The organism is Aeromonas dhakensis (genome assembly GCF_002285935.1).
GTDB lineage: Bacteria > Pseudomonadota > Gammaproteobacteria > Enterobacterales > Aeromonadaceae > Aeromonas > Aeromonas dhakensis.
The window spans coordinates 3628820-3647598 of record NZ_CP023141.1 but is presented as its reverse complement, the minus strand read 5'-3'; the positions used below and the strand labels follow the sequence as shown (position 1 = coordinate 3647598).

Sequence of the window (18779 nt, the reverse complement as noted above, 5' to 3'; positions counted from 1 at the left end):
TAGATCTCCACCTGCTGTCTTTAGGTGCAAAGAGATCATGGACATCGTTCACTACGCCGACTCCGGTTGGTCAATCATTCCCCCTCTGCTGGCCGTCGCACTGGCGATCCTCACCCGCCGTGTGCTGCTGTCGCTGGGCGTCGGTATCGTTACCGGCAGCCTGCTGCTGAACCAGTTTTCTCCCCTCGACTCCCTGCATTACATGCTGAACACAGTGCTCAAGATCTTCTGGGTCGACGGGGCGCTCAACCGTGACAACATCAATATGCTGCTGTTCATGCTGCTGCTGGGCGGCCTCATCAGCCTGATGAGCGTCTCCGGCGCGACCCGGGCGTTTGCCGAGTGGGCCGCCAAGCGTGCCAGGACCCGCAAGGGGGCCAAGGCGCTTACCGGCATGATGGTGTTTGCTTTCTTCATCGACGACTTCTTCCACAGCCTGTCGGTGGGGGCCATCTGCCGTCCGGTCACCGACCGCTTCCAGATCTCCCGCGCCAAGCTGGCCTACTTGCTGGACTCCACCGCGGCGCCGGTCTGCGTGCTGATGCCCATCTCCTCCTGGGGGGCCTACATCATCGCCCTGGTGGGCGGCATCATGACGGCTCACGGCATCACCGGGCAGAGCCCCATCTCAGCCTTCGTCGAGATGATCCCGATGAACCTCTATGCGGTGTTTACCCTCATCATGGTGCTGGTGGTGATCGCGTTTCAGCTGGATATCGGTCCGATGCGCCAGCACGAGCAGTGGGCGCTGGAAGGCAAGCTGTGGGATGAGTCCAAAGGCCGCCCCATCGGTCTGGACATGGAGAGCCCGGAGGAGAGCAACGGCGGCATGATCGACATGGTGCTGCCGATCCTGACCCTGACCGCGGCCACCGTCTACTTCATGATCGACTCCGGCGCTGCCGTGCTGGCCGCCAATGGCGAGCCGTTCAGCGTGCTCGGTTCGTTCGAAAATACCAACGTGGGTTCCTCCCTGGTCTACGGCGCCCTGTGCAGCCTGGTGGTTTCCATCGGTCTGGCCATGCGTCTGAAGCTCGGTGCCAAGAACTGGCTCAAGGCCGCGCCGCAAGGGGTGATGGCCATGCTGCCGGCCATCAACATCCTGCTGTTTGCCTGGACCATTGGCGCCGTGGTGCGCGATGTGGAGACCGGCAAGTACCTGGCCTCCCTGGCCAACGGCAATCTGCCGGTGGAAGTGCTGCCGGCCGTGGTGTTCGTGCTCTCCTGCGCCATGGCGTTTGCCACCGGCACCAGCTGGGGCACCTTCGGCATCATGCTGCCGCTGGCGGGTGACATGGCGGCTGCCAGCGATGCGGCCCTGATGTTGCCGATGCTGGCCGCCGTGCTGGCGGGGTCGGTGTTCGGGGATCACAGCTCGCCCATCTCCAGCACCAGTATCCTGTCGGCCACCGGTGCCGGCTGCCATCACATCGATCACGTGATGACCCAGCTGCCCTATGCCCTGGCCATCGCCTTCGGCGCCGCCCTCGGTTATCTGGTGATGGGGCTGATGCACTCGGTGCTGGCGGGTTTCAGCGTGAGCGCCCTCTGGTTCGTCATCTTCTCCAGCTACCATTTGCGCAAGGCAAGGTCCCAGGCGGACCTGGCTGTTGCTTAAAACGTACAAGGGGCCGCAAGGCCCCTTGGTTTTGTTAGGGGCTTTGGTTAGCATGCGCCCCATAAATTCAGTTTCGGAACAGTATCATGGCTTCACTGCACTACAAGTTTGCCACCATGAATTCAGGCAAATCGACCCAGCTCATTCAGGCGCACTTCAACTATCTGGAGCGGGGCATGCATCCCTTGGCCATGACACCCGCCATCGACGACCGCTTCGGGGTCGGGGTGATCAGCGCCCGGGTGGGGTTGGAGCTGAAAGTCGAAGTGTTCAGAGAGCGCTGTGATCTGTTCGAGATGGTGAAAGCCCGTCATGCCGAGAAGCGTATCGATGTGTTCATCGTCGATGAGGCCCAGTTCCTGACCAGGGAGCAGGTCTATCAGCTGGCCCGTATCGTCGACGAGCAGGACATTCCGGTGATCGCCTACGGCCTCAAGACCGATTTTCGCGGCGAGCTGTTTCCCGGCTCCTATCACCTGCTCTGTCTGGCCGACAAGTTCGAGGAGCTCAAAAGCATCTGCTGGTGCGGCAACAAGGCGCACATGAACTCCCGGGTCAACGAAGCAGGCCAGGTGATGCGAGATGGCGAGCAGGTGGAGATCGGCGGCAACGATCGCTATGTCTCCCTGTGCCGCAAGCACTACCTGGAAGGGCGGGCCTTCAAATAACCCGCGGCTGATGGGGATAACATGAACAAGCAAGGCGCCAATCTGGCGCCTTGCTTGTTTCTGGCGGTTCAGTCGATCTCGATATCGACCGGGGCGATGATGGGATCGGCCACCGGCAGGCGGTGGAACAGCTGGCGAAAGTGCTGCTGTACCCGGCCGATATCCACCAGCGACATGCCGGAGGCGAAGCCGAACCAGACGTAGAGACCGGTGAGATCGCGAAACATGGGGGGCAGATAGCGCGGAGCGTCGATAAGCCCCTCCAGGTAGTGCTGATAGAGCACCGGGATGTCGTCCAGGGTCACCTTGCCGACAAACAGCATGGGCAGGATCTCGGGGACCCCCTCCAGCACGGCGCTGCGGATGAAGTTGACCGTCTCCACATAACCCTTCACGTAGGAGAGATCCTTGGTGAAGCAGGCGCCCCCCTCGACCATGCCGCCGCGAAACACCCGCTGGGTGATCTTGTAGGCGTCGTGCTCGCTGGCACCTTGGCCGACGAAATGGCGGAACACCTCGATGAAGTCGGCGCCGCGCTCCGCCATATCGATGGCCATCACCCGATCCGAGATGCGCTTGGCCCTGTCCGGAAAGGAGCTGAAGGTGAGGGTCTCTATCAGCACCGCCAACCCCTCCTGACAGGCAGTGATGCGCGGCGAGCCGGCACTGAGCCAGGTGGCATAGGGTTGCTGACGCCCGTTGAGGGTTGTGCCCACATGCACCCAGCCCTCATGGACCTCCAGCACTTGCAGGTCGAGCTCGGAGAAGCAGGCGTGGGAGTTGAGCTTGATGTAATCGCCGCCGGCCGCGGCATCGGAGACGATGCCATCGCTCAGCTTGACCTGTACTGTGCCGTCACTGAAGTAGTTCGACAGCTTGCCCTGCAACCTGGCCACCGCCGCTTCCCCCTCGAACTCCTTGGGGTAGGGGCGCACCAGGTGGCGGGCGCCGGGCAGGGAGAAGATGTCGCACAGCCTGGCCCCCAGCTCCTTGAGGGTCTTGCGATCGCCGCGCAGGTGATCGCCGGCCGAGCCGTAGAGCAGCCGGCTGTAGCGCAGAAAGTCCGGTTGCCCGCGCTGGCGCAGCATCTCGATGACCACCATGTATTGATCCACCGTCTCCTGCAGGATGCGGCCAAGCTCATCCTGGGGACCGAGCCGGCGCCGGATCCTGTCCCGCAGCTCCTTGAGCTCCAGGTACTTGTTGCGGGGATCGAAGCCGAGGGGAAGGCCATCATAGAAGGCCTTGTCGACGGCCGGCAGCGTGCGCCCTCCGCTGGCCAGAAAGTCGGCCTGCAGGTGACGGGGCCATTTGATGGCATCCAGAATGCGGATGGGCTTTTGCAGGATCAAGAGTTCATCCGAGAGGGACTTCAGATGCAGACGGTACTTTTCTTGGATGGTCATTTAGCCCCCTGTGGGGCGAGTGTGGCGCTGGAATGGGCTGAGTATATGCAGGCTGCTTGCCAAAAAGAAGCGAGGGCCGTGCTTATCCGGCCAGTGCGCTTTTGGTTGCCTGAAAATTGGTTTAGACTGCGCCCCTTGATCCCAATTGTGTCGTGGAAATGATGAATATCCCCAGCTCCGAAATGATAATGCGTTGGTTGCAGCAGGCTCGTATCGAGCACTATGTCTGTGATCAGTGCCATGGTATCCACATCGTCTCCCTGCAGTCCGTCGAGGGCATCCAGGAGAGCCGGATCTTCGTCGAAGAGGAAGGGGTGCTGTTTTCATCCGAGCTGGAGGTGCGTCCCTCCGCTTTGCTGCCGCTGGTGGCCGAGCTGGGGCGCCTCAACATGCAGTACCCGTCGCTCAAGGTGTTCCTCGACATCATCGATGACAACCTGCCGCGGCTGGTGGTAGGGCATACCGTCTTTACCAAGGCGGGGCTCTCCGTCGAGCAGTTCCTGCTGTTTGTGGAAAGCACCATAGCCGCGACCCATGAAGTGGTCTCCGAATGCGAGCGGTTGGGCTTCCTGAATCTGCCGGAGATCCAGGTTGCACCGGAGTCTGTGCACTGATTTGTGCGTTAAATGTTCGAACGGTTCGCCTGATGCAAAAAGCCGTTGACGCCGGCGGGGCTTTCCCCTAAATTACGCCCCGTTCCAGCGCAACGGCGCAACGAACTAGGTGCTGGCTGAGCACGTTAAACAACAGACCAAAATTTGGTGAGGTGACCGAGAGGCTGCCCACCGACGAAGTCGGCAAGATGCACGCGCAGCGTGCTCCGAAAGCCACTTCAAGAAGTAAAAATTTGGTGAGGTGTCCGAGTGGCTGAAGGAGCACGCCTGGAAAGTGTGTATACGGCAACGTATCGAGGGTTCGAATCCCTCCCTCACCGCCAAATTTTAAAGAACCGACCTGATGGTCGGTTTTTTTGCTTTGGGGAAGAATTATCCGCTCATGTCGAAGAGGGAGGGTGAGAACCCTCGCCGGGTTCGAGCAGAGCAGCTTGCTGCGATGAACGGCCGCAGGCCGCCCCGAAGGGGTGAGCCACGCAGTGGCGAATCATCCCTCCCTCACCGCCAAATAAAGCAAAATGCCCCGTCTTGCGACGGGGCATTTTGCTTTATTCGATGATGGGCGGCTCGGTTCGGATCCTGGTTCGACAGGCGGGCAGGATAGCCCGCATGGACGGCCAGAGGTCGCCCGCAGGGCGAGCGCTAGGGACGGCGCGAGTCAATCCCGACCCATCCTCAGATGTTAAAACCGACCCGATGGTCGGTTTTTTGCTTTGCGGGATAGGTTGTCGTCTCCTGCTGTCTTCACAGTTTCTCCATCATCCATAGCCAGGTTGTCTCGACGGGCAGCCGGGCCCCCAGTGTTTCCCATTGTCAACGTACAGCTCAGTTACCATCACACCCGTGCGGGTTATCAGGTTGAAATAAGTTCTGATTTGCGCAATGCATTGCGGGATTTTTAGTTTCTTATTCTGTATGTGCAACTTTGTCTGGATGAATATGTTGAATGCGCAACTTGTTGCGTTATTGCGATAATGGCTTGATTGGTAATTGACTCAAACTATTGTTTTAAAACAATAAAATTAATTGGCATGGTCACTGCTAACGGATTCGGTCGAGTGTCATTACCGTTCAACCAATCAGGAGCAATTCCATGCCAACTCCATGTTATATCAGCATCGAAGGTAAAACTCAGGGCAACATCACCGCCGGTGCTTTCACCTCCGATTCCGTCGGCAACATCTTCGTGCAGGGCCACGAAGACGAGATGCTGGTGCAAGAGTTCCAGCACGTCGTCACCGTACCGACCGATCCGCAATCCGGTCAGCCTGCTGGTCAGCGTGTCCACAAGCCGTTCAAGTTCACCGTTGCGCTGAACAAGGCCGTGCCGCTGATGTACAACGCGCTGGCTTCCGGCGAGATGCTGCCGAAAGTGACCCTGAAGTGGTACCGCACCTCCGTCGAGGGCAAGCAGGAGCACTTCTTCTCTACCGTGCTGACCGACGCCACCATCGTCGACATCGACTGCCAGATGCCACACTGCCAGGATCCGGCGAAGTCTGACTTCACCCAGCTGATCCAGGTCTCCATGGCCTATCGCAAGATCGATTGGGAGCACACCGTTGCCGGCACCTCCGGTGCGGACGACTGGCGCGCGCCGATCGAAGCGTAATTCTCAGTCAAAGGGCACTGCTTGCGGTGCCCTTTTGCCGTTTCTGGCATTTCCCGCTTCGTTTCAATACACGCGTTTTTTCTTTTGCCCGTTTGCTTGAGGTGAGGGGGCACAAGAAAAAAATCCGAGTTTACGTCTTGCCGCACGCCGTCAAGGGCGTGCGGTAGCCATGGTGTCAGAAAAACCAGGGCGAAGGCGGATCTCTCACACGGCTTGAAGTGCCCCGCCTGATGGGGCTGCACGATATCTCAGGGGCGAGCAACGATGGCAGACAGCACAGGATTACAATTTACCGTCAAGGTGGGGGCCCTGCCCGAGAGCACCTTCGTGGTGGCCGAGTTTGCGCTGGATGAAGCGCTCAACCGGCCGTTCAACCTGCGCCTTGAGCTGGCAAGCGCCCAGCCCGACATCGACTTTGGCGACGTGCTGGACCAGCCCTGCGAGTTGCTGGTGTGGTACAACGGCGAGCTGCAGCGCCGGGTCTGCGGGGTGGTCAGTGACTTCGCGCAGGGTGACAGCGGCTTTCGCCGCACCCGCTATCAGCTCATGGTGCAGCCGGCGCTGTGGCGTCTCTCTTTGCGCCAGAACTCCCGCATCTTCCAGGCGCAGAAGCCCGATGAAATCCTCTCCATCCTGTTGCAAGAGCACGGCATCACCGACTACGCCTTTGCCCTGAAAAACGAGCATGCCAAGCGGGAATACTGCGTTCAGTACCGGGAGAGCGACCTCGATTTCGTGAACCGCCTCGCCGCCGAAGAGGGGATGTTCTACTTCCACGAGTTTGAAGCGGGCAAGCACCGCATCGTGTTTGCCGACGACGCGGCGGCATTGACTCAAGGCCCGGAGCTCTTCTTCAACCTCGGCAACCGTTCCCTTGAGCAAGGCCCCTATGTCCGCCAATTCCACTACCGGGAGGCGGTGCGCTCCTCGGATGTGGAGCTCAAAGACTACAGCTTCAAGACCCCGGCTTATGGCCTCTCCCACAAAAAGCAGGGCGCAGAGCTCGAGCATCAACGGGATACCTACCAGCACTTCGACTACCCGGGTCGCTACAAGCAGGATGGCAGCGGCAAGGCGTTTGCCCAGCACCGGCTGGATGCGCTGCGCAACGATGCGGTGGCGGGCAGCGGCAAGTCGAACAGCGCGGCCTTGCTGCCGGGCCAGACGTTTTCACTCACCGAACACCCCAACGGCAGCCTCAACACCGACTGGCAAATTGTGCACATCCAGCATACCGGCTTGCAGCCGCAGGCGCTGGAAGAGGAGGGTGGCAGCGGCCCGACCGTCTATCACAACGAATTTGGCGTGGTGAAGGCGAACACCACCTGGCGGGCGCGCATCGGCAGCCCGGAGGCCCCTCACAAACCGATGGTGGATGGCCCGCAAATTGCCGTGGTGGTGGGGCCCGAAGGGGAGGAGATTTACTGCGACGAACACGGCCGGGTGAAACTGCAATTCCCGTGGGACAGATATGGCAGCTCCAACGACCAGAGCTCCTGCTGGGTGCGAGTCTCGCAAGGCTGGGCCGGCGGTCAGTACGGCATGATGGCCATCCCGCGCATTGGCCACGAGGTCATTGTCTCGTTTCTGGAGGGGGACCCGGACCAGCCTATCGTGACTGGTCGCACCTACCACGCCACCAACCGCCCGCCCTACGAGCTGCCTGCCAACAAGACCCGAACCGTGCTGCGCACCGAGACCCACCAGGGCGAGGGCTTCAACGAGCTGCGCTTTGAAGACCAGGCGGGGCAGGAAGAGATCTATATCCACGGTCAGAAAGATCTGAACGTGTTGATAGAGAACGATGCGGCCTGGCATATCAAACACGACCAGCACACCGATATCGACAACGAGCGGGTGACTCGTATCAGAAAGGTGCCGGGTGAGCAGGGGGCTCCGCCCAGTCTTGGCAACGATCATCTGACCGTTGAAGGAGAGAAGCGGGATCATATCAAGGCTGACTATTCGCTGACGGTGGATGCCTCCATGCACCAAAAACTGGGTGACAGCTGGCTAACCCAGGCGGGGCAAGAGGTGCACGTCAAGGCCGGTGCCAAGGTGGTGCTGGAAGCCGGCTCTGAAATTACCGTCAAGGTCGGCGGCTGCTTTATCAAGGTCGATGGAGGTGGTGTGACCCTCGTGGGACCCACCATCAAGATGAACTCGGGTGGCAATGCAGGCTCTGGATCCGGTTGGGCTGGCAAGGTACCCAAGAGTATTGAGGGTATGTTGGATAGCCCTCACACGCGCTGGATGAAGTTCTATCACCTCGACTCCGAGCTGATGCCGCTGGCGGGCACTCCCTACAAGGCCGTATTGAGCGATGGGTCGGTGCGGGAAGGCACGCTGGATGGTGATGGCATGGCGCTGCTCGAGGATGTGCCTGCTGGCACCGCTTCAGTGACCTATGACCTGCAGGACAATTTTGTCGATCTGCCCCGTGAATCCATCTCGGCCCTCACCGGCCATCTCGACAGTCTGAGCGACGAGGGCTGATATGTTCGGTAACGATCTGTTTGAGCAGCTCTATGACCACCTGGATCAGGCTGTTTCCGGTGGGGCTGCCTATGTCAAACAAAGTGCTGAGGCCGTCAAAAAAGGGATTGCCTCCAGCCTGCAGTGGATCTGGGAGGCCCTGCAGGGGGATTTCAACCCCAATCAAAGCGCAGGACAGATCGCCGCCAATGCGGTGCTGGGTCTAATTCCCGTAGTTGACCAGGTGCTGGATTGTCGCGATCTGATTGCCAATGCCCGGGATATTTCCCGTGATCCCAAGCAGCCGGATAAGTGGGTTTTCCTCAGCTTTACCCTGATAGGGCTGATCCCGTCGCTGGGTTCAGCCCTCAAGGGGGTGTTGAAAATCATCTTCCTGTTTGTCCGCAAGGCGGGTGGGGATGCCACCAAGGCGATCAGACCTGCAATGGCGCCCGTGCTGACGTTTCTCAGTGATCCCAAGGTCAAGAAAGTGCTGGGTATCTCGCGTCTCGACAAAGTGCTAAAAGAATTTGCCGGTCAGATCCGTGGGTTGAGGGGACAGATTGCGGTCAGTGTGTTGCTGGGTTATCTGAACGATGCCGTCAAGTCGCTGACCAGCTTGATCGGCAAGATAAAGGGATTGGCTCCTGCTTCAGTCAGGATCTGGCTTGAGCAATCCCAGCGTTTGGTGTTGCAGATGCAGTCACAGGCGGGTCAGATGCTGCCTGTCGCCATGGGGCCCGTGCTCAAGTCCCTCGATGAGATAGCCGCTGGATTGGAGAAAGAGGCGGTCAAGCATGCCCCTGGTTACAAGGCCATGCCCGGTGGTACCGTTATCCACCCGCTGCCGGATGATGTGGTCAAAGTGGAGCTCAAGATCCTGAGCCGCTCGAAGAAAGGGATTTATGGCGAGATCATCAGCGACAATTGGATGGCAAATCACAAGTTCGAGAACCTGTTGCCAGAACATCGCCGGGTACGTAGCCTGAATGACAAGCCCAGAGGGCGGGGCATCGATGGTATCTACAAGAACACCAATCCTCCGCCTCCCTACGTGGTGACCGAGACCAAGTTTCGGACGGCAGGGGGGGAGTATATCGACGAGGATGGCACCAAGAGCACCCAGTTGTTGTCGATGACCAAGGGGTCGGGCAAGCAGATGAGCAATTTGTGGATAGAAAGGCGATTACCGGATGAAATAGCAGATAAAAAGCTATTGGCGGATATCAGAAAACAAAAATATGAATCTTGGTTGATGATCGTCGATGAGTCTGGTGAGGTGATTCAGATCACCAAGTTGAATAAGAATGCCGATGCTATCGGTACTATCCCGGTCAAGTAGGAGTAGAGAATGAGTTCGTTTATTGAGCAGCGTCGAGATCCACTATTATCTGAGGATTTCTTCTTGGTTCAGCTAGAAGACTACAAAGAATCGCTCTATTTTGACCAGGAGTGGTGGAGTTGGATAAATGATCCTCACCATGAACGCTGGAGTGACCCAGCAGGATTGCCTACTCGTTCTGGTGCCAGTGCGGGCATGTTTATGGATAATCTTGAACATCTGATCTTGCTTTATTCTGGCGGAGTCTCTCATGAAGAGGTTATTGCTCAGCTAGGCGTCGTCACTAAAGAGTTTTTACGCCATAAAAAAGAGTTTCCAGATGAACAGTTTTATTACTGGGAGCAAGATGCCTATCAATATCTGCTCTGGATGCTCTCATTAAGCATCCTCTATGGCCAGGATGAGATATTGCCCGAGTTGGTGCGTTATATCAGTAAGAATCCGGAAGGGGACGACGACCCGCTGTGGAGCGTACTGTTGGCCCGCTTGGGCTATCCTGGTTTTCCTCGAGGCCCAGAGTCCTATATTCCCGAGGTGTATCGTCCCCTATTCGATGCCATCAAGGGAGATGGTGTGAATCCCACCAAGGGTGAGCGTCAGGCGAGCATCAAGCAATATCTCAAAGGATGGTACAAGGGGTGTAAAGAGTGCTATTGGCACGACAGGCACAAGGCAAAGCATGCTATCTACTTTGGCTATTGGGCTTTTGAAGCGGCGCTGGTCACCCTGCTTTATGAGCTGGATGACAGCAGCTATCGAGACATGCGTTATTACCCCAAGGATCTGGTCGATTATGCCAGAGCCAATGGTATTGCAGAGAAATGGCAGGCATTGCGCGTGGTCCAACACCCCATTGCCATGCCGGGTTCCGTGGTGGAGCAGGATGGCAACTGGCGCTGCAACCTGACCGATGAGCAGTGGCAGCTTCGCAAAGGGCAGCGCTTACCTTCCCAATCTCATGTCAACAAGGATGACATGTTGTTCTGGATACAGGAGTAGTCCGCAGTGTATCGATCATGCATAGCTCGCGTGATCGATACATTGTGAACCGAGCATCATTTGATGCTGCGGGGTATTGCTTGGCGCCCTTGACTCTGTATGAAAAAATCGAGAAAGAAATGTGAAGGCGATAAAAAAACTATTTCTGCTCCTATCCGTCATTATCTTGTCACCCCTGTTGATTCCCATGGTCTATGTCGAAAGACGAAGAAAGAAATGGCTTCTATCAATTTTACTATCCCCTCTGCCTGAAGAGATCAGAGTCGGCAGATTGAACGCGCTGATGAATACCCATACCGATGAGCTACAGGGTGGCATTGTGTCAGCACTTGTTGAATTCAACTCTGATGAGCATTGGGTGTGTCTCAATATTGACTGGCGAGACGTTGAGAAAGTTGAGTTGCAGGGCAACGCATTGGCGGATATTCACGGTATCAAGGAACATTTTATTTGCTCCGAACCGGGTGAGGATACATCGGTTTGGCGCCTGTTGGTGCTTTATGACTTATGGCTGCAAGCGCGAGGATATGAAGTCGTGCTTTGGGATATAGATGCAGATCAATATACAGGATTTATTTGTCGAACGGATGTTCTCGATAAACTGTTAAACGAGGGGCGCAAGCTGGGTCTGCATCTGGTCAAGCTGGACCATGTGAACGAACAATAGCGCCTTGTATCAACCGAAAAAGCCCTATACCGGTATTTATTGAAACAGAGCCAACGTGAAATAGTAAATACAGAAAGTAGTTAGAAAATGTCATGTATGCAGTTCTCCCTCCCATCTTAATTAGTCGCAGATATCAATGATGACATACCGCACATTATGCTTGGTGCTGGCGAGCCATTGGCTGGCCGCTTGTACAACCACGACGTCACAGACGGAATCCGAACTCTTGCAAGCCGCACAACAAGGGCAGGGCAAGGCCCAATATGAATTGGCCAATCGTTTGGTGGCCAAGCCCGATTACCCGCAGGCGATGCGCTGGATGAAGCAGGCCGCCGATCAAGTCGGTCCGTTGGCGGCTGATGCCGGACTGCGGGGAAAGGCAGCCCTGCAAGTAGGGAGTTGGTATCAGGCAGGGTTGGGGGAACCAAAGAACCCGATGCTGGCCACGCAATGGTGGCAAAAATCAGCCAAGTTGGGCAATGCCGAAGCCAGCTATCAGTTGGGTCAGGATTGCCGGCAACGGCACAAGGACAAGCTGGTCAGTGAGTGCCTCGACTGGTTCGAGCAGGCAGCCAAGCGCGATCATGCGAATGCCCAGTTGGTTCTGGGGCAGTGGTATGCAGGCCAGGCTGGGGCCGATGAAGATGCCGTCAAGTGGCTGGAGAAGGCCGCGGAGCAGGGTAATCGCGATGCTCAATATCAGCTTGGTGCTCGCTATGAGCAAGGGAAAGGGGTGAGCAAGCGCTCCGATCTTGCTTTGCACTGGTATGAGAAAGCAGCCGCGCAGCAACAGCCGGATGCCTTGTTGGTGCTGGCCCGCAAGGCGCCTTCTGAAGAGGCATTCAGCCTTTATCAGCGAGCCGCCAATGCGGGCTCTGCACCGGCCCAGTTGTGGCTGGGGCAGGCCTATCTGGTCGGCAAACAGGTTCACCAGGATCTTGCACTTGGCCGCTATTGGCTGGAGCTGGCGGCAGGAAGTGGCTCCCATGAGGCCGAATATCAATTGAGCTTGCAGCAGAGTGGTGCCGCAGAACGAGAGTATTGGTTGACGCGTGCCGCAGAAGGGGGATTCAGTCAGGCTCAGTTTGCATTGGCTCAATGGCAGCAAGAGCAAGGGGACCTGGTGACTGCTCGCCACTATTTTGCACTGGCGGCAGCACAGGGCAATGTCGATGCGCGTTACGCCTATGGCGAGATGCTGCGGCTCGGGTTGGGTGGCAAGGAAGACTACCCGCAAGCACTCAAACAGTATCGGCTGGCGGCCAATGCCCGGCACCGATTGGCCCAATATCGCATGGGGATCATGCGTGAGCAGGGGTTGGGAGCTCCACGCAATAGAGTGCATGCTTATGCATGGTATCTGTTGGCTGCAACCGAGGGTAATCAAGAGTCAGCCAAAGCGCGTGATGAGCTGGAGAAAGGCATGACGGAAAAAGAGAAAAGTGTCGGACAGAAATTGGCGCAGCATTGGTTCTTGCAGCAATCTAGTCAGAATTATCATCAGCCTGGCTGATCAAATTTATTATTTTTTAGAGGGTTAGCGTTTTTCATGTGAGGTTGATAAAATAGAACTCTTATTAACTTATTCATCTGTTAGTCGCGTAGATGAAAACAACCTTTATCATGTTTTCATGTATGAACAATTCTTTTCTTCTTTCTTGCGTCATAACCTGGCGCATTACTATCTTGACTCAATCAGTCAATAATTGACGCATAACAGCTGGAGTTTGGCGTGATGGGGTGTCATAACAGTTGAAAGTTATAAGTTTGTTTTTTGTTAATATATCAATCCTCACCTTTCAAGATTTAAGTGGTTGCAGTTAAACCGTTGTTTTAATTGGTTTTTTATTTTTGTAGTTTCTTTTTCACGGATATTTCATTGACGGTGGCTCATCTATAAATATACCATTAATTATAAATGGCATTTAAGCCAATATGACCTCTAACGATAGAGTAGAGGCACTTCGGGTTGTTATGAATAAACAAGTGGGTATTGTGCTTTTGATAATTAGAGCTGTTGCTCTTTTTGGTCGAACGCATATCTGTTGGCCAGTGGATTGGTCTCTTGCCAACCGGCAATAGCGTCAACTGTCATTTTTGACAGTTGTTGGCTAAACCACCGGCTATAAGCTTTTGGGTCTGGATAGACCCACAACTTGGTATTTAGAGCATGGGAAAAAATATTGATGGGGCCACTGTTGCACCCAAGGAACGTATTAATATCAAATATGTACCGTCGACCGGAGGTCAACAGGGAGAAGTAGAACTTCCCTTGACCATGATGGTGGTCGGCAACATGAAGGGACGCACCGAAGACCCCCCCATCGAGGAGCGTCAGACCGTCTCCATCGACAAGAATAATTTCTCTTCCGTCATGAAAGAATCTGCACTGGAACTGAATTTTTCCGTTCCCAATCGCCTGGAGGAAAACAGCCAGGACGAGTTGCCGGTTTCGATCAAGATCCAGTCTCTGGAAGACTTCACCCCTGACAGCGTGGCCCAGCAGGTGCCCGAGCTGCGCAAGCTGCTGGAGCTGCGTGAGGCCCTGGTTGCCTTGAAGGGGCCGCTCGGCAATATCCCCGCCTTCCGCAATCGTTTGCAGGAGCTGTTGTCCAGTGATGAAGCGCGTGAGCAACTGCTCAAAGAGCTGGATTTGATTAAACCTGCCGAGTGATCGCCGGGTTGGATTGATTGACGAGAAAAGGAAAAAACATGTCTTTGGTCGAAGAACAGGTTCAAGCGGGGGCGAGTGCCGCCTCCTCGTCCTTGCTGGACGAAATCATGGCGCAGGCTCGCATCACCCCGGTGGATGAGGGTTACAGTGTCGCCAAGCAGGGAGTAGCTGCCCTGATTGCCAACATCCTGGATAGCGGCACTGCCAGCAGTCCGGTCAACAAGGCCTTGGTGGACAGCATGATTGTCGAGCTCGACAAGAAGCTCGGCAAGCAGATGGACGTGATCCTGCATGCCAAGGAGCTGCAGGAGATGGAGTCCTCCTGGCGCTCCCTCAAGCTTTTGGTGGATCGCACCGATTTTCGCGAGAACATCAAGATCCAGGTGCTGCATGCCACCAAGGAAGAGCTGCTGGAAGATTTCGAGTTTTCACCCGAAATCACCCAGTCCGGTCTCTACAAACATGTTTATTCCAGCGGATATGGCCAGTTTGGTGGCCAGCCGGTGGGGGCCGTGATCGGTGATTACGCCTTCACCCACAGCTCTCCCGACATCAAGCTGATGCAGTATGTCAGCGCGGTAGGGGCCATGTCCCATGCCCCCTTCATCTCTTCCGTCGCACCCGCCTTCTTCGGGGTCGACAGCTTTACCGATCTGCCCTCCATCAAGGATCTCAAGTCAGTCTTCGAAGGTCCGGCCTACACCAAGTGGCGTGCGTTGCGTGAATCGGAAGATGCCCGCTATCTGGGGCTGACCGCACCGCGCTTCCTGGCACGTCTGCCCTACGATCCGACCGAGAACCCCATCAAGGGCTTCAACTATCAGGAAGATATCAGCTCGGATCACGACCACTATCTGTGGGGCAACACCGCCTATCTGATGGGCACCTCCCTGACCGACAGTTTCGCCAAGTATCGCTGGTGCCCAAACATCATAGGCCCGCAGAGTGGTGGTGCCATCCACGATCTGCCGGTACACGTCTATGAAGCCATGGGTCAGCTGCAGGCGAAGATACCGACCGAGGTGCTCATCACCGATCGTCGTGAATACGAGCTGTCGGAAGAGGGCTTCATCACCCTGACCATGCGCAAAGACAGCGACAACGCCGCCTTCTTCTCCGCTAACTCGGTGCAAAAACCCAAGGTATTCCCGAATACCAAGGAAGGCCGGGAGGCGGAAACCAACTACAAGCTGGGTACCCAGCTGCCCTACATGTTCATCATCAACCGCTTGGCGCACTACATCAAAGTGCTGCAGCGCGAGCAGATCGGCTCCTGGAAGGAACGTCAGGATCTGGAGCGTGAGCTGAACAGCTGGATCCGGCAGTTTGTTGCAGACCAGGAAAACCCGCCGGCAGAGGTGCGCAGTCGCCGCCCGCTGCGTGCCGCCCAGATCAAGGTGCTGGACGTGGAAGGGGAGCCGGGCTGGTATCAGGTTGCCATGTCGGTGCGCCCGCACTTCAAGTACATGGGGGCGAGCTTCGAGCTCTCTCTGGTAGGTCGTCTGGACAAGGAATAAGGCCCGATGCCGCATCTCTCTTCCTGGGATAGAGGAAATGCGGCCAGTCTGTTTGATCGCATCAGGGGGGAGGGGCTTGGCTCCTCCCCCCGTACGGAGTCTGAGGAACTGATCGCGTCTGTTAAACGGCAGCTCGAACAGGTACTCAACACCCGTCCCGGCAATTGTCGCAGCGCACCTGACCTCGGGGTCATCGATTTCAACGATGCCACCCAGGGCAGTGCCGACATCAAGGGGCGGATCCGGGAGGCGATCCGGCAATGCATCCGTCGTTATGAACCGCGGATCGTGCATGTGGATGTCCGTTCACCCGACCATCAGGCGAGTCCGCTTGAGATGTCGTTTCAGGTGACGGCCCACGTGCGGCTGGAGCATATCGAGCAAGTTACCTCGTTCAACGTCCATATGGACAGTCATCGTCACTACCGCATGGTCTGATCAATGTCGCTGGAACATTACTTCAGGGATGAACTGGCATTTTTGCGCCTGCAAGGGCGCGAATTTGCAGATAGCCATCCCGAGCTCACCCGCTTTCTGTCGGAGCAAAATAGCGATCCGGACGTGGAGCGCCTGCTGGAGGGATTCGCCTTCCTCACGGGCAACCTGCGCGCCAAGATTGAGGATGAGTTTCCCGAGCTGACCCACGGTCTGCTCAACATGCTCTGGCCCAACTACCTGCGTCCCGTGCCCAGCATGACCATCATGCAGTTTTCGGTCATTCCGGGGGCCATCGCCCAGCCGGCGCTGGTCAGGCAAGGCTGCCAGCTCGACAGCCTGCCCATGGACGAGGTGACCTGCCATTTCCAGACCTGTCACGATACCTGGGTCTATCCGGCCGATATCCGTCATATTGCCGCCCAGAGCGGCAACGATCTCTCCACCATCTCGCTCGATATCGCCCTGCATGCCCCTCTGCCGCTCAGCGAGTTGCAGCTGGACAAGCTGCGCTTCTTTCTCGGTGGCGACAGCTACACCGCCTATGAGCTCTACTTCTGGCTCTCCAACCAGCTCTCCCATATCGAGCTTGAGATCGACGGCAAGCGCTTTCGTCAGGAGGCCAAGGCCCTCAAACCGGTCGGCTTCGAGCGCGGTGATGCGCTCTTGCCCTATCCGAACAACGTCTATTCCGGCTACCGGATCCTGCAGGAGTATTTCTGCTTCCCGGAAAGCTTCCTCTTCTTCGAACTCGCCGGTGGCGACTGGCCCAAACAGCCGTTGCCGGTGAGCGAATTCAAGGTGCACTTCTGCTTCGACCGGCCGCTGCCGGCGGAGCTCAAGATCCGTCCCGACTCCTTCATGCTCAACTGCGTGCCGGCCATCAACCTGTTCCAGCACGACAGCGAGCCGGTCAACCTCAACGGTCGTCAGGCGGAGTACCCCCTCAAGGCGAGCTATCGCCACGCCGACGGCTTCGAGATCTTCTCGGTGGATCAGGTGGAAGGCTGGGTCGAGGGGAACCTCGGCCGCTCCCGCGGCACGCCGCGCATCTATCAGCCGTTCGAGAGCTTCCAGCACCAGATAGAGCGGGCCAAGCAGCGGCTGGCGCTCTACTACCGGGTGCGGGTCAAGGAGGCGGTGAGCGGGGATGGTTTCGAGCACAGCCTCTCGTTCGTGCGCGGGGATGAAACCACCACGGTCGAACTGGATGAATCCATCTCGGTGACGCTCACCTGCACCAACCGCTCCCGCGCCGCCCGCCTCAAGGTGGGCAGCGTCTGCGTGCCAACCGGCAGTTCACCCTCGTTTGCCACTTTCCGCAACCTGATCCGGCCGACCCGGCCGCTGCGCCCGGCGCTGGACGGCAGTCTGCACTGGACGCTGATCTCCAACCTGTCGCTCAACTATGTCTCCCTGTTGCGCCGCGATGCCCTGGTGCAGGTGCTGCGCACCTACGATTTTCCGGCGCTGCACGACAAGCAGGCAGAGCAGGCCTCGCGCAAGCGGCTGGCGGGGATCGAGGAGATCGAAACCAAACCGGTGGACCGGCTGGTACGCGGCATGCCGGTGCGGGGGCTCAAGTCGGTGCTTTCTATCCGCCAGTCCGCCTTTGGCAGCGAAGGGGAGCTCTATCTGTTCAGCACCGTGCTGGCCCACTTCTTCTCGCTGTACGCCAGCGTCAACGCTTTCCACCTGCTTGAGGTGGTCAATCTCGACAACAAGGAGCGCTATCAGTGGCCAGTCCAGATCGGTCAGCACTCCCTGATGTGACGTCCGGCAAGGACGCGCCCCGCTTCAACTTCTTCCAGCTGGTTGAGCTGCTCAACCGGCTGGATGGTACCGATCAGGAGCGAGGGCTCGACTACCTGCCCGGTGACGAGAACATCCGCTTCAAGGCGACCGCCTCCCTGGGGTTCCCTACCAGCGACGTGTTGCAGATTGGCCGGGACGGACAGGGCCGACACGAGCTGGAGGTGGCTTTTCTCGGCCTGCATGGCAGCCAGTCGCCGATGCCCGGCTATTACCTCGACTCGCTGGCATGGGAGTACGCCCAGGGGGAGCAGAAGCTCGGCCTGTTCCTGGACTTCTTCCATCACCGTCTGCTGACCCTGCTGCACCGGATCTGGCGCAAGTATCGCTACCACGTCCGGTTTCAGGACAACGGCGAGGATGGTTTCTCCCGCCTGATGTTCGCCCTGGTGGGGCTTGGCAACGAGGCGGTCTGCCAGAGCCTGCCGGTCAACCGGGCCAAGATGCTCTCCTATGCGGGCATGCTGGCCAGCCCCAGCCGCTCCCCCGAGGTGGTGGCTGGTCTGGTGGCCCACTGTTTCGATCTGGCGGACGTGGAGGTGAGCGCCTGGCAGTGGCGCAAGGTGCCTATTCATCAGGATCAGCAAAACCGCCTCGGCGGTGCCTGCGCCACCCTGGGGGATGACTTTGTCATCGGCGACAAGGTGAACGACTGTGCTGGCAAGTTCTTGTTGAAGATCAACAACCTGAGTTTTGGCCAGTTTCTCGGCTTTCTGCCGAACGGGGAGCACTTCCACGCCCTGGTGACCTTCGTCTCCTTCATCCTGCGCGATCAGCTGGCCTGGGATCTACGGCTTGGTTTCGGCCAGGAGCAGGCGAAGGGACTGAGACTCGGTGAAGAGCAGAGTGCCCGCCTGGGGTGGAGTACCTTTCTCGGCCAACCGCCGAGCGATCCGTTTGTGACCATTTGTGTGCAGGAATAAGTGCAGAAATAAGCTGC

Annotated in this window: 15 protein-coding genes, 1 tRNA gene and 1 other RNA gene; 16 read left to right on the top strand and 1 reads right to left on the bottom strand. The window is 57.3% G+C overall.

Annotated features, from left to right (window positions below; all coding sequences use genetic code 11):
• Positions 1-37 precede the first annotated feature (37 nt).
• Together CK627_RS16905 and CK627_RS16900 are read left to right on the top strand one after the other, a co-directional pair.
• On the top strand, positions 38-1618 hold the full coding sequence (locus tag CK627_RS16905; protein WP_010634245.1) for a Na+/H+ antiporter NhaC family protein: 1581 nt from the start codon (positions 38-40) through the stop codon (positions 1616-1618).
• An 86-nt stretch (positions 1619-1704) separates the two neighbouring features.
• Complete coding sequence (locus tag CK627_RS16900; RefSeq protein WP_005299956.1) at positions 1705-2286, top strand: thymidine kinase; 582 nt, start codon at positions 1705-1707, stop codon at positions 2284-2286.
• A 68-nt stretch (positions 2287-2354) separates the two neighbouring features.
• Here CK627_RS16900 and CK627_RS16895 read toward each other — a convergent pair whose 3' ends face one another.
• The gene (locus CK627_RS16895) at positions 2355-3692 is read right to left on the bottom strand and encodes a flavohemoglobin expression-modulating QEGLA motif protein (RefSeq protein ID WP_095592932.1); all 1338 of its coding nucleotides are present in this window, start codon (positions 3690-3692) and stop codon (positions 2355-2357) included.
• Between the two features lie 158 nt (positions 3693-3850).
• Between CK627_RS16895 and CK627_RS16890 the strand changes: the two genes are divergently transcribed.
• From CK627_RS16890 to tssG, 14 genes are all read left to right on the top strand, one after another.
• Positions 3851-4306, top strand: a complete 456-nt coding sequence (locus CK627_RS16890; RefSeq protein WP_005299960.1) for a type III secretion system chaperone family protein — start codon at positions 3851-3853, stop codon at positions 4304-4306.
• A gap of 235 nt (positions 4307-4541) precedes the next feature.
• Positions 4542-4629 (top strand) — tRNA-Ser (locus CK627_RS16885).
• Positions 4630-4684: 55 nt separating this feature from the next.
• Positions 4685-4813: non-coding RNA, RtT sRNA (locus CK627_RS16880), on the top strand.
• 586 nt (positions 4814-5399) lie between these two features.
• A complete protein-coding gene (hcp1, locus tag CK627_RS16875) occupies positions 5400-5918 on the top strand; it encodes a type VI secretion system effector Hcp1 (RefSeq protein ID WP_010634242.1) in 519 nt (172 codons plus the stop codon).
• 264 nt (positions 5919-6182) lie between these two features.
• The gene (gene vgrG, locus CK627_RS16870) at positions 6183-8414 is read left to right on the top strand and encodes a type VI secretion system effector VgrG (RefSeq protein WP_095592931.1); all 2232 of its coding nucleotides are present in this window, start codon (positions 6183-6185) and stop codon (positions 8412-8414) included.
• Position 8415: 1 nt separating this feature from the next.
• A complete protein-coding gene (locus CK627_RS16865; RefSeq protein WP_095592930.1) occupies positions 8416-9735 on the top strand; it encodes a type VI secretion system polymorphic nuclease effector in 1320 nt (439 codons plus the stop codon).
• Positions 9736-9744: 9 nt separating this feature from the next.
• On the top strand, positions 9745-10734 hold the full coding sequence (locus CK627_RS16860) for a PoNi-like cognate immunity protein (protein WP_095592929.1): 990 nt from the start codon (positions 9745-9747) through the stop codon (positions 10732-10734).
• Positions 10735-11017: 283 nt separating this feature from the next.
• Positions 11018-11401 carry a DUF6630 family protein gene (locus CK627_RS16855; RefSeq protein WP_254425319.1) on the top strand — a complete coding sequence of 128 codons (384 nt, stop codon included), beginning with the start codon at positions 11018-11020 and terminating at the stop codon, positions 11399-11401.
• Between the two features lie 136 nt (positions 11402-11537).
• The gene (locus CK627_RS16850) at positions 11538-12914 is read left to right on the top strand and encodes a tetratricopeptide repeat protein (protein ID WP_095592927.1); all 1377 of its coding nucleotides are present in this window, start codon (positions 11538-11540) and stop codon (positions 12912-12914) included.
• A gap of 657 nt (positions 12915-13571) precedes the next feature.
• Entirely contained in the window at positions 13572-14075 is a 504-nt protein-coding gene (gene tssB / locus CK627_RS16845; protein ID WP_095592926.1) for a type VI secretion system contractile sheath small subunit, read from the top strand.
• 38 nt (positions 14076-14113) lie between these two features.
• Entirely contained in the window at positions 14114-15592 is a 1479-nt protein-coding gene (gene tssC, locus CK627_RS16840) for a type VI secretion system contractile sheath large subunit (RefSeq protein ID WP_017764288.1), read from the top strand.
• A 6-nt stretch (positions 15593-15598) separates the two neighbouring features.
• Complete coding sequence (tssE, locus tag CK627_RS16835; RefSeq protein WP_010634233.1) at positions 15599-16030, top strand: type VI secretion system baseplate subunit TssE; 432 nt, start codon at positions 15599-15601, stop codon at positions 16028-16030.
• Positions 16031-16033: 3 nt separating this feature from the next.
• Positions 16034-17800: a type VI secretion system baseplate subunit TssF gene (tssF, locus tag CK627_RS16830; protein ID WP_095592925.1), complete on the top strand. Its 1767-nt coding sequence runs from the start codon at positions 16034-16036 to the stop codon at positions 17798-17800.
• On the top strand, positions 17764-18762 hold the full coding sequence (gene tssG, locus CK627_RS16825) for a type VI secretion system baseplate subunit TssG (protein ID WP_095592924.1): 999 nt from the start codon (positions 17764-17766) through the stop codon (positions 18760-18762). Before tssF ends, tssG begins: the two co-directional genes overlap by 37 nt.
• Positions 18763-18779: the final 17 nt, after the last annotated feature.